This is a genomic window from Thiomonas arsenitoxydans (genome assembly GCF_000253115.1).
Taxonomy (GTDB): Bacteria; Pseudomonadota; Gammaproteobacteria; order Burkholderiales; family Burkholderiaceae_C; genus Thiomonas; species Thiomonas arsenitoxydans.
In genome coordinates, this window is the sequence record NC_014145.1 from 3,068,485 (window position 1) to 3,081,960 (window position 13,476).

At 64.6% G+C, this 13,476-nt stretch carries 14 protein-coding genes and 1 pseudogene; 3 read left to right on the forward strand and 12 right to left on the reverse strand.

Translation table 11 applies throughout. The features are described 5' to 3' along the window. Positions 1-318: 318 nt before the first annotated feature. A pseudogene (locus THI_RS14505) lies at positions 319-932 on the forward strand (transposase); the annotation flags it as partial. A gap of 15 nt (positions 933-947) precedes the next feature. Here THI_RS14505 and THI_RS14510 read toward each other — a convergent pair. From THI_RS14510 to THI_RS14565, 12 genes are all read right to left on the reverse strand, one after another. Continuing rightward, positions 948-1,841, reverse strand: coding sequence for a Crp/Fnr family transcriptional regulator (locus tag THI_RS14510; protein WP_041609033.1), 894 nt, complete (start codon positions 1,839-1,841; stop codon positions 948-950). Next, on the reverse strand, positions 1,841-2,335 hold the full coding sequence (locus THI_RS14515) for an Rrf2 family transcriptional regulator (protein ID WP_013107007.1): 495 nt from the start codon (positions 2,333-2,335) through the stop codon (positions 1,841-1,843). Before THI_RS14515 ends, THI_RS14510 begins: the two co-directional genes overlap by 1 nt. Positions 2,336-2,471: 136 nt before the next feature. Further along, positions 2,472-3,767, reverse strand: coding sequence for a molybdopterin molybdotransferase MoeA (moeA, locus tag THI_RS14520; protein WP_013107008.1), 1,296 nt, complete (start codon positions 3,765-3,767; stop codon positions 2,472-2,474). Positions 3,768-3,771: 4 nt separating this feature from the next. Then, complete coding sequence (gene moaA, locus THI_RS14525) at positions 3,772-4,908, reverse strand: GTP 3',8-cyclase MoaA (protein WP_013107009.1); 1,137 nt, start codon at positions 4,906-4,908, stop codon at positions 3,772-3,774. A 41-nt stretch (positions 4,909-4,949) separates the two neighbouring features. Beyond that, the gene (locus THI_RS14530) at positions 4,950-5,291 is read right to left on the reverse strand and encodes an ArsR/SmtB family transcription factor (RefSeq protein ID WP_013107010.1); all 342 of its coding nucleotides are present in this window, start codon (positions 5,289-5,291) and stop codon (positions 4,950-4,952) included. Next, positions 5,288-5,584: a hypothetical protein gene (locus THI_RS14535; protein ID WP_013107011.1), complete on the reverse strand. Its 297-nt coding sequence runs from the start codon at positions 5,582-5,584 to the stop codon at positions 5,288-5,290. The genes THI_RS14530 and THI_RS14535 overlap by 4 nt, the downstream gene beginning before the upstream one ends. Positions 5,585-5,612: 28 nt before the next feature. Beyond that, positions 5,613-6,161, reverse strand: coding sequence for a nitroreductase family protein (locus THI_RS14540; protein WP_041609034.1), 549 nt, complete (start codon positions 6,159-6,161; stop codon positions 5,613-5,615). Continuing rightward, positions 6,050-6,817: a c-type cytochrome gene (locus THI_RS19430; RefSeq protein WP_013107013.1), complete on the reverse strand. Its 768-nt coding sequence runs from the start codon at positions 6,815-6,817 to the stop codon at positions 6,050-6,052. Before THI_RS19430 ends, THI_RS14540 begins: the two co-directional genes overlap by 112 nt. A gap of 37 nt (positions 6,818-6,854) precedes the next feature. Further along, positions 6,855-7,211, reverse strand: coding sequence for an ArsR/SmtB family transcription factor (locus THI_RS14550; protein WP_013107014.1), 357 nt, complete (start codon positions 7,209-7,211; stop codon positions 6,855-6,857). 114 nt (positions 7,212-7,325) lie between these two features. Continuing rightward, positions 7,326-7,637: a c-type cytochrome gene (locus THI_RS14555; RefSeq protein ID WP_013107015.1), complete on the reverse strand. Its 312-nt coding sequence runs from the start codon at positions 7,635-7,637 to the stop codon at positions 7,326-7,328. Between the two features lie 146 nt (positions 7,638-7,783). Then, complete coding sequence (locus tag THI_RS14560; protein ID WP_013107016.1) at positions 7,784-10,309, reverse strand: arsenate reductase (azurin) large subunit; 2,526 nt, start codon at positions 10,307-10,309, stop codon at positions 7,784-7,786. A gap of 27 nt (positions 10,310-10,336) precedes the next feature. Next, entirely contained in the window at positions 10,337-10,876 is a 540-nt protein-coding gene (locus THI_RS14565) for an arsenate reductase (azurin) small subunit (protein WP_013107017.1), read from the reverse strand. Positions 10,877-11,079: 203 nt separating this feature from the next. On the opposite strand from THI_RS14565, the gene THI_RS14570 reads away from it, so the two are divergent. Next, positions 11,080-11,970 carry a substrate-binding domain-containing protein gene (locus tag THI_RS14570; protein WP_013107018.1) on the forward strand — a complete coding sequence of 297 codons (891 nt, stop codon included), beginning with the start codon at positions 11,080-11,082 and terminating at the stop codon, positions 11,968-11,970. Beyond that, positions 11,967-13,463 carry a sensor histidine kinase gene (locus THI_RS14575; protein WP_013107019.1) on the forward strand — a complete coding sequence of 499 codons (1,497 nt, stop codon included), beginning with the start codon at positions 11,967-11,969 and terminating at the stop codon, positions 13,461-13,463. Before THI_RS14570 ends, THI_RS14575 begins: the two co-directional genes overlap by 4 nt. Positions 13,464-13,476: the final 13 nt, after the last annotated feature.

The following is a 13,476-nucleotide window of genomic DNA, read 5'->3' on the forward strand; positions in this document are numbered from 1 at the left end:
CACAGCCAGACCCGTTCTCATCATCGATCGGCGATGCCGAGAACAGTGGCATTGCCACGCGCGAAGCCTATTCCACGAAAGCCCGAAAATCGGGCAGCTCGAGTTGCGTTTGTGCCAGCTTGGCCGCCACTGCCGCTGCCTCATCCGCGGATAAACAGGCCACGATCAAGGATCCAGGGATCGACTCACGGTCTGCGACGGATGTCGCCTGCGCGTTCATGGCTGCATGACACCCCAGCAGGCCGTTGAAGAACTGGCGCGCCGCGCCTGGTTCGACGAGGATGGCTGGCAGCAGCGACCAGCGGGGAGAGGAAGAGAATGCGAGGAGCCGACGCGTACAACGAGGCGCTGTTCAGCACGTTGAAGCTGGAGGAGTTCGTGCCTCAGGCGCATCCGCTGCGCACGATCCGCCAGTGGAAGAACGAGACGCTGGCGAAGATAGACGCGAAGTTCTCGGTAATGTACGAGGCCGATGCGAAGGGCGGGCGCCCGAGCATCGCGCCGGAGAAGCTCATGCGTGCGATGCTGCTGCAGGTGTTGTACAGGAGCGCCAGCTCGCCGAGCAGATCTCCCACAACTTGCTGTTTCGCTGGTTTGTCGGGCTGTTGATCGAGGACACGGTGCGGAGCCACTCGGTGTTCAGCAAGAACTGCGATCGCCTGATCGAATTCGACGCTGTCACGGATCTATTCAACGCAACGGTGGAGATGGCCCAGGGGCCCGGGCTGCTGTCGGGCGAGCACTTCGGCGTGGACGACACGCTGATCCACGCGTGGGCCAGCCACAAGAGCGTGCGGCGCAAGGATGGCAGCGATGACGACAGGCCGCCCGAGGACTGGCACGGCGAGTCGCGCAGCCACGCCACGCATGCCTCGACGAGCGACCCTGAGAGCAGGCTGTATCGCAAGAGCAGCGCCTGCGCTGCCGAGCTATCTGGGAAAAGGAAATCAAGGCAGATGCCGGTTCTGCACGGGTGCATGATCCATGCCGACAAATTGACCGCCGGACCGGCGGTGACGGACGGTGGATGGGGATGACGCCTGCGTGACCGTGGCAGCGCCACTTTCATGCTGCAGCCTCTTGGCGTCAGGCGCAACACCCGCGCCACGCTCCCGGGCCGAAAGCGGCTTTCGGACCTGCACATAGGCATCCAGCGCATCGCGTTCGATGGCGTAGCGGCCGAGCCCCAGTCGTACAAGCCAACCGCGCTGCCTGAGCCGAGACAACGCTCTGCTGGCCGACTCCATCGCCACGCCGAGCAGGGCAGCCAGATCGTCCAGCTTGGGCAGCAACAGCGTCTCGCTCCACGGCGGATCCGTCAGCGCCAAGATCAATTGCGCCATCCGGGGTGTCACGGGGCGCTGCCCCCCGTAGAGGCAGGACCAGTCGTCCGCCTGCTGCAGGGCGCGATGCCAACGCTTCATCATGTCCAGATCCCCATCGCACCACCCTGCGTCCTCGTCCTGGAACAATGTGATGGGTATGCGGCAGACCCGCACGGTTTTGACGGACGAAGCCCGATGCAGAAAGGGCTGGGTGACCAGACTCTCCAGTCCGATCACGTCCCCGCGTTTGGCGACCCGGGAGATCCGGCGCTGGCCGTCGGGTTCGATGCAAGCCAGCGTGACGAGATCGGTGCGGATCACGTAAACATGGTCGCCGCGCTTCCCAGGCTCGTAGAGCACTTGCCGTGGGCCGTATTGCACGTCGTCAATATTCTCGGCAACAGCGTTCAGCTCCTCCAGGGGCCAATGCTTGAAGACGCACTGTGCGCGTATCGCGCATTGGTGGCATTGGGCGCAACCCTTGCGTACGCCCTCACTCTCGTGCTGTCGGCTCATCACGTTCGCGCTCCGGGTTGGCTTGCGACAAAGCGGCGATGCCTTGGCACATCCTGCAGCGCATGGGAACGCGTCTTCCCGCAACATGGCGCACCCCGAGCAAGATCCTGCAGCGTGATCGCTTGTAAAAACTCCAGGCTGCAGCGATTCAAGGCCGTCTCGAGTGCCCGCAAGGCGGTGGCCTCCAGGCTGGCCCGGTTCCGCGCTCCGATCAGCCGGCCATGGGCGGCCCCACCAGGCCCTTGTTGGCTCGCCAGGACGATATCCGCCGCGGTGATCCAACGTGGCGCGCGTGCCAGCCCATAACAATCATCAGGGGCGGACTTGCAGCGCAGCAGTCCTGCGTCCATCAAGCGCTCGAACAAGGTTTTCAGGGTGGACGGGGCCATCTGCAGCGCCGCTCCGAGATCCCGCACGCTGGCGGACCCACTGCGCGCCCTGGCCAGAGCCAACATCACCTCGAGTGCAAGCTGTTCCTGGTGGGTCGGTTTCATCCGTCGCCTCCGCATGTTTGCCCCAGGACACGCTCGACGCGCGATCTTGTCCGCGGGAAACCCTCTTGTCTCGCCCACAGCCAAACGGACACCGATTCCACGAGACGCTGGCCGCGACGCGTTTGCAAGATTCGCATCACACCAGCCCCTCGAACGGCAAAAAATTCACCATCTCACCCGCCTGCACGCTGCCTTGTTCGTGGTGCAGGACGATGAAGCCGTCGGCCTCGCTCATGGAGCGCAGGATGCCCGAGCCCTGATCGCCGGTGGTGCGTGCTCCCCAGCCGCCGTCCGCTTGGGCCTCGAGCACGGCGCGTTGGTATTCGGTGCGGCCCGGGCGCTTGCGGATCGCGTGCAGTGCGCGCACCGGCAGCAGTGGCTGCGGCTTGGGGCTAGCGTTCATCATGCGCAGCAGCGCCTCGCGCACGAAGGCGTAAAAGGTCACCATGACCGCCACCGGGTTGCCCGGCAGGCCGAACAGCACCGCTGTGTGCACCCCGCTGGCGATGCGGCCGAAAGCCATGGGGCGGCCGGGGCGCATCGCGATGCGCCAGAAGGCTACGTCGCCGAGTTTGGCCATGACGGCGCGCAAATGGTCGGCTTCGCCCACCGACACGCCGCCGGAGGTGATGACGGCGTCGGCGTTTTCGCAAACCTGGCGCAGCGCGGCTTCGAGCAGCGCGGGATCGTCGCGCACCACGCCGAGGTCGAGCACGTCGCAGCCCAGGCGCGTGAGCATGGCCCAGAGGGTGTAGCGATTGCTGTCGTACACGCTGCCTTGCGCGGGTGGCTCGCCCAGGCTGCGCAGTTCGTCCCCAGTGGACATGAAGGCCACGCGCAGCTTGCGCCACACCATCACTTCAGGTAAGCCGAGCGATGCAACCAACCCGATATCGGCCGGGCGCAGCAGCTTGCCCACAGCCAGTGCGGGTTGACCGGCGCGCAGGTCTTCACCACGCCGGCGGGCGTTGTCGCCTGGCTTGAGCACGCCTGCAGGGATGCGCACGACGTCGCCTTCCAAGCGCACGAATTCCTGCGGCACGACGGTGTCGCAGCCTTCGGGCATGACGGCGCCGGTCATGATGCGCACGCAGGCGCCGCTCGGCACGGCGCCGGTGTAGGCATGGCCGGCCAAACCTTTGCCGACGACTGTGGGCGCCGCCGCGCCGCCGGCCGCCAGATCGGCGCCGCGCAGCGCGTAGCCGTCCATGCCGGCGTTGTCGTGCGAGGGCACGTCGAACGGAGCGATGACGTCTGCGGCGAGCACGCGCCCGAGCGCGGCGCGAATATCGACGCGCTCGGCGGTGCGCACGGAGCGTACGAAACAGGCGATGATGTCCTGCACCTGATCGACGCGCAGGGCGTCGGGGTCGTAGCTGCCGACGCAACAGACGACGGCGGCGAGATCAGGAAACGTCAGGCTTGCGGACATGCGCTCACCCTCCGATGGCAAACATCTCGGGCTTGCGCACGGCCTGCAGCAAGCCTGCGCCATCAAACCCGCGCAACTCGGAATAGCGGTCGTCACGCCGGCTCCACACCTGGGCGATGGCGGCCTGCAAGTCGGCGTCGCTCGCCTGTTGTATGCCTTGTTGCGCGTCGCCGCGCAGCAGGGCGCGCAGGTCGTGGCCGTGGCTGGCGAAGAGGCAAAGGTAGAGCTTGCCTTCCATCGACAAGCGGGCGCGGTTGCAGTCGTGGCAAAAGGCCTGGGTGACGCTGGAGATGGCGCCAATTTCAAGGCTGCCGTCGTCCAGCAGCCAGCGCTCGGCGGTTTCGCCCAGCACGGTGGGGTCGAGCGCGTGCAGCGGGTGGCGCTGGGCAATGCGCGCCAGCAACTCGGCCGAGGGCAGGACCTGATCCATGCGCCAGCCGTTGGTGTTGCCCACGTCCATGAATTCGATGAAGCGCAGCACCACGCCGCTGCCGCGGAAATGCTCGATCATGGGCAGAATCTGGTCGTCGTTCACACCGCGCTGCACCACCATGTTCACCTTCACCGGACGCAGTCCGGCGGCCTGCGCCGCGGCGATGCCTTCCAGCACGGTTTGCACCGGAAAGTCCATATCGTTCATGCGGCGGAAGACGGCGTCGTCAATGGCGTCCAGGCTCACGGTCACGCGGTGCAAACCGGCCCGCGCCAGTGCTTCGGCCTTGCGCGCGAGGATGGAGGCGTTGGTGGTCATGGTCAGTTCCACCGGCTCGCCGTCCGGCGTGCGGATGGCGGCGAGCATGGCCACCAGGTCCTCCACGCCCTTGCGCAGCAGCGGCTCACCGCCGGTGATGCGCAGTTTGCGCACGCCCAAGCTGACGAACACGCGCGCCAGGCGCTCGATTTCCTCGAAGCGCAGCAGATCGGCGTGGCGCAGGAATTCGTAATGCGCGTCGAACACCTCTTTGGGCATGCAATAGGTGCAGCGGAAATTGCAGCGATCGGTGATGGAGATGCGCAGATCGTGCAGCGGCCGGCCCAGCTTGTCGGCCAGCAGGGCACCGGGCGCGAGGGAGTGCGCGGGAACGGTCGGCACGCTGGAGGCGTAGCGGTGATCGACGATGGGAATGGTTCGCTCGGACATACAGGGGCTGAGGGCGGGATGGATGCAGCGCGTGCGGCATCTCAGTTGACGATGCAGACTGCTGCGCACAAGGCGTCGGCCAGTGTGCTGCTCAGGCGGTACGTGACCTGTCGCCCGCTACGCTCGCGGCGCACGATGCCGGCCTGTCTGAGCAGGCGCAGATGGCCCGAGATATTGGGTTGGGAACTGTCAATGCAGTCAACCAGTCCATGCACGGTCTGGTCGCCGTGGCGCAACTGGCAGACGATCTGCAACCGCGTCGGGCAAGCGAGGGCTGCGAAGAGTTCGGCGGCCTCCTGGAACACCGCCTCCAGTGCGTCACCTTCTTGGGCCTGGTCGGTCGTCGCGAGGGTGTTGGCAAAAATCTGCGGGGCGGGCGTCATTCGAGCAATCCATGCTGGTAGTGCGGGGCGAAACCCTCATGCCAGGCTTCGCCGAGCTCGGAACTGAAGTAGTCCACAAGGCGATAGCTCATCGGTGTGGGCTCGTCCATGAGTGCCCGATAGACGGCAACGCCGTCCTCGGGATGCAAATCACGGTGCGCGCGCGCTGCCGCTTCGACATAGCCTTGGGAGCCGATGGCCAGCATCATGCTGCGCTGCTCCGGCTCGCCGCGGTGAAAGCTCTGGGCGAAATACACGACTTGGTGGGTGGTTTTTCGGGGTGATGTCTGCATCGAAATCTCCGTGCGTCGACTGAAAGTTTCACAACGTCTCGACGAAATCGACAGGCGACGGGCGCACCCGGCTGGTCTTGGCTTTGGCCACCGTGCCGACAGCGATGAAGCAAACCGCTTGTTCGTTGTCGGCAAGCCTGAACAAGTCGCGCAAGGCTCTCGACTCCATCGCCTGCCCGCTGACCAGCCCGGCGCCGAAGCCCTGGGCGTGCGCCAGCAGCAGCATGTTTTGCAGTGCACAGCCGAGCGAGACCAGGCGCTCGCGCGGCGGGATCTCGGGGCTGGCATCGTCGTGCGGGCGGGCGATGGCCAGCGCCAGGAAGGGCGCGCGCGCAGCCTTGGCCCGTGCCTCGGAGCGTTGCTGCGCGGTGGCGTCGGGGTCGCGTTCGAGCAGGGCTTGCACGAACGCCTCGCCGAGCCGCTGGCGCCCGGCGTCCGAGACATGCACGAAGCGCCAGGGCAGGATCAAACCGTGGTCGGGCGCCTGTGCAGCGGCGGTGAAGAGTTCGCGAACCTGCCCGGCATCTGGGCCGGGTTCGCCCAGCCGCTTGGGTGAGGTCTGCTGGCGTTTGCGCACGAGCTCGCAATGAGTTCGGCGTAGTCGATCGGTTCCGCGAGAGTCATGGCGTTGGACATAGGAAAGTCAAAATATGCCGAGGGCAGCTCGATCGAGTTGGTACCCGGTTCGGCCGGCGTCGGCACCTGGCCCCAGGTGCCGACGTGGCCGTGCAGCACCGCATTGACCAGCATCTGCTCGGCACCGGGTTTGCCCGCGTATTTCTCGGCCACGGCCTCGTACGCGGGGCCGACGACCTTGTGATCGGCGGTATGGCAGGTCAGGCAGTTCTTCCGCCGGGCCAGGGTCAGCATGGCCGAAGCGCTGGTGCCGCCCACAGGTGCGTGGGCGGTGGCCGGTGTCTTGGCCTGGGCGTTCGGTGTCGGCGCTGCCGCGGAGAGCGAGGCGGCGTTCCACTTTTCGGCCATTCGAGGGCCGGATGCGACCACGAGTTGTGCCACTGGTGCAATGCGCCGAGCGATGGCGCGGGTGGACATCGGCGACGAATCCGGGTTTGGTCCCACTGTGTTGGACAGGTAGGAAGCGATCAGAAGCAGGACGATCACGGGCAGCGCGAAGCTCGCCGGGATGATCAGGAGCAGCTTGCGCAGGGTCGCCCCGAACGGCAGTTCGTGCGTGGGTGTGGGTTTGGAGCGCGAGGCTGGTGGGGTATGCATGGCGGTGAGGTCTGATCAAGTGCTGTTGCACGCGCCCTCAATGGCCTGGGCAAACGATCTTGCACAGATCGGCCACGAAGGTGTTGCGGATGCGGTACGTCACCGACTGACCGCTCCTCGACCGATCCACAATGCCGATCTGGTGCAGTTGGCGCAAATGCAGGGACGTGTTGGGCTGGCTGCTGCCGATCCGGTTGGCAATCTGCTGCACGTTCATGTCCTGCTCGCGCAGGTGGCAGACGATGCTCAATCGCATCGGGGATGACAGCGCGGCGAACAGTTCGGCGGCCGCCTCGAAGACGGCGGCGACGTCGTCCTCGTCCGTGCTACGGAGCTTGCCGGTGGCTCGTGCGCGACGGTCAGCGCCACTGGAAAAAGGAAGTTCGTGGTGCATGGTTTCCGGGGGTGGAATGAAGGGAACTCCCTGCGAGGTTGCGGGCTTGGATCATGCCAGCCGGAGGCGCCATGGGGTGACGCCACCGGCCGTTCCGTTTTCTGTCCTGCTGCTTTATTTCAGGCTCAGGATCCATGCCACCAATTGCTTGGCCTGCGCCGGGGTGACATCGGTGTTGGCCGGCATCGGCACCTGACCCCAGGTGCCGACATGGCCGTGCAGCACGGCGTTGACCAGCATCTGTTCGGCACCGGGCTTGCCCGCGTATTTTTCGGCCACGGCCTTGTAGGCGGGGCCGACGATCTTGGCGTCCACTGCATGGCAGGCCAGGCAGTTCTTCTGCTTGGCCAGAGCCAGCATGTCAGGGGCGGCCCAGGCCTGGGCTGCGAACAGGGCCAGAGATGTGCACAAAAAGAACTTTTTCATCGTGATTCTCGGTTGATGGGTTGACATGGAATGCACCTCCTCCCGCATTCAAAAAAAGGGCCCCAGCGTAGGAGCCCAAGGAACTGCCGCCCGAGGAGGACAGCGGTTCTCCCGAGGCCGCCGTGGCCTGGGAGAATTGGAACGATTCAAACCCCGTACATGCGGCTCTTGGTCGAGACGGTGCGTTTCCAGTCCGGCATCGAGCCGACCCGGCGAATGTCGGCCCAGGTTCCCTTGTGATATTCGAGGAAATGCACATCTGTGGCGGTGGTCACCACGGAACCCACGACACCTTTGGGAGCGCCGAAGACGACGAAGGACTGGTTGGGCTTGATGGTCGGCTCCGGGTAGGCCATGGCCATCGTGGTGCCGTAGTCGTTGTAGATTTCGACCACATCGGTCGGCTTGACGCCGAGGGTCGCCATATCCGCAGGATTCATCTGGATCACCGCCATCGGGTAACGGTCCATGATGAAGGGGTCGTATTGGTTGTTGTACCAAGACTGCCAGACTTCGTTGAACCGGCCGTTGTTGATCCAGAATTTGTACTTGGCCTTGACCTCGGCTGCCTGTTTGAGCCAACCATCCCACTTCGCTGGAAAGACCTGGATCTTGCCATTGGGCGTGTCGAACTTGTCGTCGGGATAAAGCGTCGGCGAACCCAGCAGCTTGTCTCCATCAACCTGCTTGATCGGCATCTGCACGCCGTTGTTGCCAGCTTTGCGCAGCAGTGCATACGTGGCCATGTAGCCCGTGGCGTAACCCTCGCTGTCGATTTTGGGCGCGCCCGGTCGACCGACCTGGCGGAATCCATCATTGAAGGCATCTTCTGGGGTTGTCCACTCGAAACCTTCGAAGCGCTTGGCCATCTTGGCATTGCCTTCGGCCTCGTACATCACGCGAATGGTGTTGGCGATACGCGCGGCGGTCAGACAGTCGGGCAAGGCTTCGCCTGGGGGATCGATGAACTTCTCGGACATGCGCAGGCGGCGCTCACCGTTCATCGAGGTGTGGTTCATTTCTCCCGGCAGAGCACCCGGAAACATCACATGGGCCGCCTCGGCAATCATCGTGGGGTAGATATCCATCATCCCGACAAACAACCCGCCCTTTTGCGTTGCCTTGTAGATGACGTCCACCATCTCCTTGGGCGTGGCGCCACGGGCCTGGCCCATGGCCTGTTTGACGATCTGACTGCGGCGAATGACGGCTTCGCGCAGAGCCTGGGCATTGTTGGTGGTCTGGAATGTGTTGCACGCCCAGAACGTCATCATCTTGCCCTTGCCATTGATGAGGTAGGTATCAACCTCGATCAACTTGTCATGGCGCGGAATGGGAAAGTCGGCGGCCGGATAGCGGGACTTGGGTTCCGGATATGGGGGCCGTGTGTAACCTTCCTGGTGACCGCCCATGCGCACCCAGCCTGTCCCACGTCGGCTGCCCACATTGTGCGTGGCCACGACAACGGCACCGATGGCTTGTTCAGTGACGTAGTTGTTGTTGCCGCAGATGATGCCTTTCTCGAAGGCATGCATGGTGCGTGGCTGCTTACCCGGAGCCTTGGGTTTGTAGCTCCACTCCGCAGCCTGCTTGATCTGCGCCACCGGAACGCCGGTGATGCGACTGCACTCGTCCAACGACATGGCGTTGGCCTTGACGGCGGCCTCGAAACCTTCCGTATGCTTGGCGATGAAGTCCTTGTTGATCCAGCCTTGATCGACGATGTAGGTCAACAAGCCATTGAACAGGGCGCCATCGCTGCCAGGATTGATCGCCAAGTGCAGAACCTGATCCTTGGCCAGATCCTCACAAATCGAAATCGACGGATTGCGACGCGGATCGACGAAAATGAATTTGCCAGGACCGACCGGTTCACCAGGGAACATTTTCTTCTTCTTGTCCACCGTGCCGCCCTGCAGATTGGGCAGCCAGTGCACGAGGAAGTAGTTGGTCTGGTTCTCGTAGGGGTTGTTGCCGATGGACCAGATGACGTCGGCGAGTTCGGCGTCTTCGTAGCTGTTGTTGAGCTCGAAAATGCCCATGTCACGGTTGCCGAAGCATTCGGAGTTGTACGCCGGACGGTTATGGATGCGTACCGTCGGGGTCTGGATACCGGTGAAGATCAGCTTGCCGGTGCCCCAGGTGTTCTCGAAACCTCCACCGGCGCCCCCGTGATCAAACATGGCCACAGCGATCTCGTCTGGACCATCTTCGTCCAGAATTTTTTTGACCACGCCACTATAAACTTGGAGGGCGTAGTCCCAGGAGGTGTCCATCCATTGGTCACCATAGTAGACACGGGGGTGAAGCAGACGCTCTTTGGTGAGGCCATCGGCGTTGTAGAAGTAGGACGCCATTTTGCCCCCGCGGGTTGAGCTCAGCCCCTGGTTGACGACGCAGGCCTTGTCAGGCACGATCATGACGGCTTTACGCTTGCCGTTCTTGTCGGTCAGGACATTGGTCATCGCCGGGGTCATGATGGTGGCGAAGGGCGGAAGCTGCTTGCGAAAATCAAGCCCCAGCGCGTTCTGGTGGGGCGCGCGCCCGCCCTCGCGGTCGGCATCCCAGGTGTAGGCGTGGTAGCCACAGCCCACGATGCAGAAATGGCAGGTCAAATTGGTTTTTTGCGCATCTGCCGGCGGCAGCGCGACACGATCCTTGAATTGCGACATGGTGTTCGTCTCCTGACGGTGATGGGCTTACAGCACGTTGGCCTGGCGGCCGTAGATCAGGCCGGTGACGGCCACGGCGCGAACACTGTCGGAGGCCGGGTCGTACTCGAGTTGGATTTGCGGCAGATCTTCGGTCGCCTGGCCGCAGATCATCTGACCCGACTTCTCGGGATCGAACATGCTGTAGTGACAGGGGCACTTGAAACGCTGCGTGGCCGGGTCGTACATCAAGGGGCAGCCCATGTGGGTGCAAAGATTGCTGTAAGCGACGATGTCGCCGTCCGGGCCAACACCGCCGGCCACGCGCTGGCCCATCTTGATCGCCACACAGGGCGAATCGGCGTCCGGGTAGCTGAACGACACCGGGGTGTTGGCCTGCATCGCCTTGGCCTTGCCCACCGCGGTTTTCGGGTAGGGCAGCACAGCCATGCCGGCTGCCGCCTGAATCGCAGCTTGGTCACCGCCTGCGGCCATTGCGGAGCCGACCGGGCTGACGGCAGCGCCCACGCCTGCTACGCTGGTTCCGGCGACTTTGAGAAAAATGCGACGCGATACTTTTTCGGTCATGATGCCTCCTCGGGGTTGTTGTGAAACGCTCAATCGCGCTTCATGCTTTTGCAATGGACGTGCCAGCTTCGACCCGAGCGCCGTGATCGTGCCGAATCAAGCACTTGCGTCTCACGGCGACGGCGCGCACCGCCAATGGCGTTACCGCCGGGTAACGCGCCAGTTCGTGAGCGTTTCGTTTTCGTAACGCAGAGGACGCCACCATGCACCGCCGAACCCTTCTCGCCGCCGCGACCTGCAGCGCCGTATCCAGCGCTTTCGGGCAAAGTCCTGCGCGTAGCGGCAAGCCGCCGTTCCGCTTCGGCGTGACCGACGTGTTCCTGCACGACGGCGCGATCCACCTCTGGCAGCAGTTCCTGCAGGTGCAGCTCGGCGGGCCGGTGCAGATCATCCAGAAGTCGAGCTACCAGGAAGCCCTGGAAGCGCTGCGCTCGGACGAAATGGAGGCGGCATGGATTTGCGGATTTCCCTATGTCGTGGCCAAGGGTTTCGTGCGGCTGTGCGCACAGCCCGGCTGGCACGGGCAGCCTTGGTACCAGAGCTACCTCATCGCTGCGGCGCGGCGCACCCAGGCGCACTCGATCCGCGACCTGCGCGGCGACGTGTTTGCGTTCGACGATCCGCTGTCCAACTCGGGTTATCTGGTGCCGGTGGTGGCGCTGCGCGCGCTCGGCCAGACGCCGCAAAGCTTTTTCCGCGGCACCTTCTACACCTACTCGCTGCACAAGGTGGTGGAGGCGGTGGGAAGCGGCCTGGCCGATTCGGGCACGGTCGACGGCTACATCTGGGAGGTGCTCAACCGGCGCCAATCGCAGGCGGCGTTGAAAACGCGCATCGTCGCCAAATCGCAGCGCTACGGCTTTCCGCCCATCGTCACGCGCAAGAACCTCGTTCCCATGCTACACATGCGCCTGCAGCATGCCTTGCTCTCGGCCAAGGACGACGCGCAAGGCCGGGCCTTGCTGCGCAGTCTGGATCTGGAAGACTTCCTCGCGCCGCAGGAAAGCTGGTTCGGCGGCATCGCCGAGCTCGCGGCGATTCTCGACGGCACGCATCCGCCGATTCCCCTTTCCGCCATTTACGAAACCGCATGAACGCGGCATCACACGACCTCGCGATCGCACTCGACACGGCGCAGCGCCCGGACGCGGTGCCTCGGCAGGAGCGCGCCACCTGGAAAGGCGCCCTGCTACTGCGCCTGCCCTTGATCGCGGCAACCCTGGTCGCCCTCACCGCGCTGCTGATGGCCGCGGGGCTGGGTCTGCTGACGCGGCAGTATCTAATCGAGGACGTCGACGCCGGCGCGTTCCAGGCCATGGCAGCGTGGAACAAGAGTCTGCCAACCTTGATTCAACAAGACAACGTCTGGGCCGCCTACGAGGCGCTGACCTCCGTCGCCGGCGACCAGGTCGATTCGCCGCCGCACAGCGCCTCGATAGCGGTGCTCATCGGCCCTGGCGGGCGGGTGTTCGCCAGCTCCGACCCCACGCTGTTCCCCACGGCCAGGCCGCCGGTGTGGACACCCCTGTGGGCACCGGGTTCGCTGCAGGTCAGTTCGCCCTTGAGCGTGGCAAGCACCCATCCGGGGCTGTCGCCCCCGATCCAAAGCGGCAACTGGCGCATTTACGTCAGTGCCCTGCGCGCCGATTCGGACGCGGGGGTCGGCACCCTGGTCTATGCGGTGAGCGACGCCCTGTACCGCCAGCGCCTGCGCTCGATGACCCGCTGGATCACCGCGATCACCCTCTTGGCCGTGGCCGTGTTCGTGCCCATCGTGTGGATGCTCACCCGTCGCATGCTCGCCCCGCTGGTGCGCCTGCAGGAATCGATGCGCCGCAACGGCGACGACACCCGCCGCATCAGCGCCGAACTCGCGGCCCGGCGCGACGAAGTGGGCGCGCTCGCCGCAGCCTTCGCACGGCTGCTGGAGCAAGCAGAACGCGCCCAGCGCGCGGAAAAACTCGCCGCCGTGGGGGCGCTGGCCGCTGCGACCGCGCACGAGATCAACAACCCGCTCGGCGGCATGCTCAATGCCCTGCACACGGCGCAACGCTTCGGCCAGTACGACGACACGACGCGCCAGACACTCGACCTGCTCGACCGCGGGTTGGAGCAATTGCGCAACACCGCCCAGGCGCTGCTGGCGCAGACCCGGCCGGCCGAGCGCGATCTGGCCCGGCAGGACTTTCATGATCTGGTCGAACTGATCGGCCCTTGCCAGCATGAGCGCGGGATCGAACTGCAGACCCGGTTCGACATTCCCGTGCGCATCCCCGTGGCCGCCGGCCCGGTGCGCCAGGCCACGCTCAACATCCTGCTCAACGCCTGCCACGCCGCCGAGCCCGGCTCGACCCTCGAACTCGAGGTCGACATGCTGGGCGATGCCCTGCGCGTGCAGGTGCGCAACCGCGGCACCGCGCCGTCCGCCGCCTTGCTCTCGGACATTGCGCCGACGAGCTTCCCGGAAGGATCGGGTTTCGGCCTGTGGGAAAGCCGCCGCCTGCTGAGCGACGTCGGCGGCACGCTCAAGCTTGCCCACACCGGCGGCGTCACCACCGCGACCATCGACATCCCCCTGCGGCGATGATTACGAACATCCG

Excerpts from the sequence above, each read along its gene's own strand:
- THI_RS14510 (WP_041609033.1), bottom strand. The coding sequence starts at position 1,841 with ATGAGCCGACAGCACGAGAGTGAGGGCGTACGCAAGGGTTGCGCCCAA.
- THI_RS14515 (WP_013107007.1), bottom strand. The coding sequence starts at position 2,335 with ATGAAACCGACCCACCAGGAACAGCTTGCACTCGAGGTGATGTTGGCT.
- moeA (WP_013107008.1), bottom strand. The coding sequence starts at position 3,767 with ATGTCCGCAAGCCTGACGTTTCCTGATCTCGCCGCCGTCGTCTGTTGC.
- moaA (WP_013107009.1), bottom strand. The coding sequence starts at position 4,908 with ATGTCCGAGCGAACCATTCCCATCGTCGATCACCGCTACGCCTCCAGC.
- THI_RS14530 (WP_013107010.1), bottom strand. The coding sequence starts at position 5,291 with ATGACGCCCGCCCCGCAGATTTTTGCCAACACCCTCGCGACGACCGAC.
- THI_RS14535 (WP_013107011.1), bottom strand. The coding sequence starts at position 5,584 with ATGCAGACATCACCCCGAAAAACCACCCACCAAGTCGTGTATTTCGCC.
- THI_RS19430 (WP_013107013.1), bottom strand. The coding sequence starts at position 6,817 with ATGCATACCCCACCAGCCTCGCGCTCCAAACCCACACCCACGCACGAA.
- THI_RS14550 (WP_013107014.1), bottom strand. The coding sequence starts at position 7,211 with ATGCACCACGAACTTCCTTTTTCCAGTGGCGCTGACCGTCGCGCACGA.
- THI_RS14555 (WP_013107015.1), bottom strand. The coding sequence starts at position 7,637 with ATGAAAAAGTTCTTTTTGTGCACATCTCTGGCCCTGTTCGCAGCCCAG.
- THI_RS14560 (WP_013107016.1), bottom strand. The coding sequence starts at position 10,309 with ATGTCGCAATTCAAGGATCGTGTCGCGCTGCCGCCGGCAGATGCGCAA.
- THI_RS14565 (WP_013107017.1), bottom strand. The coding sequence starts at position 10,876 with ATGACCGAAAAAGTATCGCGTCGCATTTTTCTCAAAGTCGCCGGAACC.
- THI_RS14570 (WP_013107018.1), top strand. The coding sequence starts at position 11,080 with ATGCACCGCCGAACCCTTCTCGCCGCCGCGACCTGCAGCGCCGTATCC.
- THI_RS14575 (WP_013107019.1), top strand. The coding sequence starts at position 11,967 with ATGAACGCGGCATCACACGACCTCGCGATCGCACTCGACACGGCGCAG.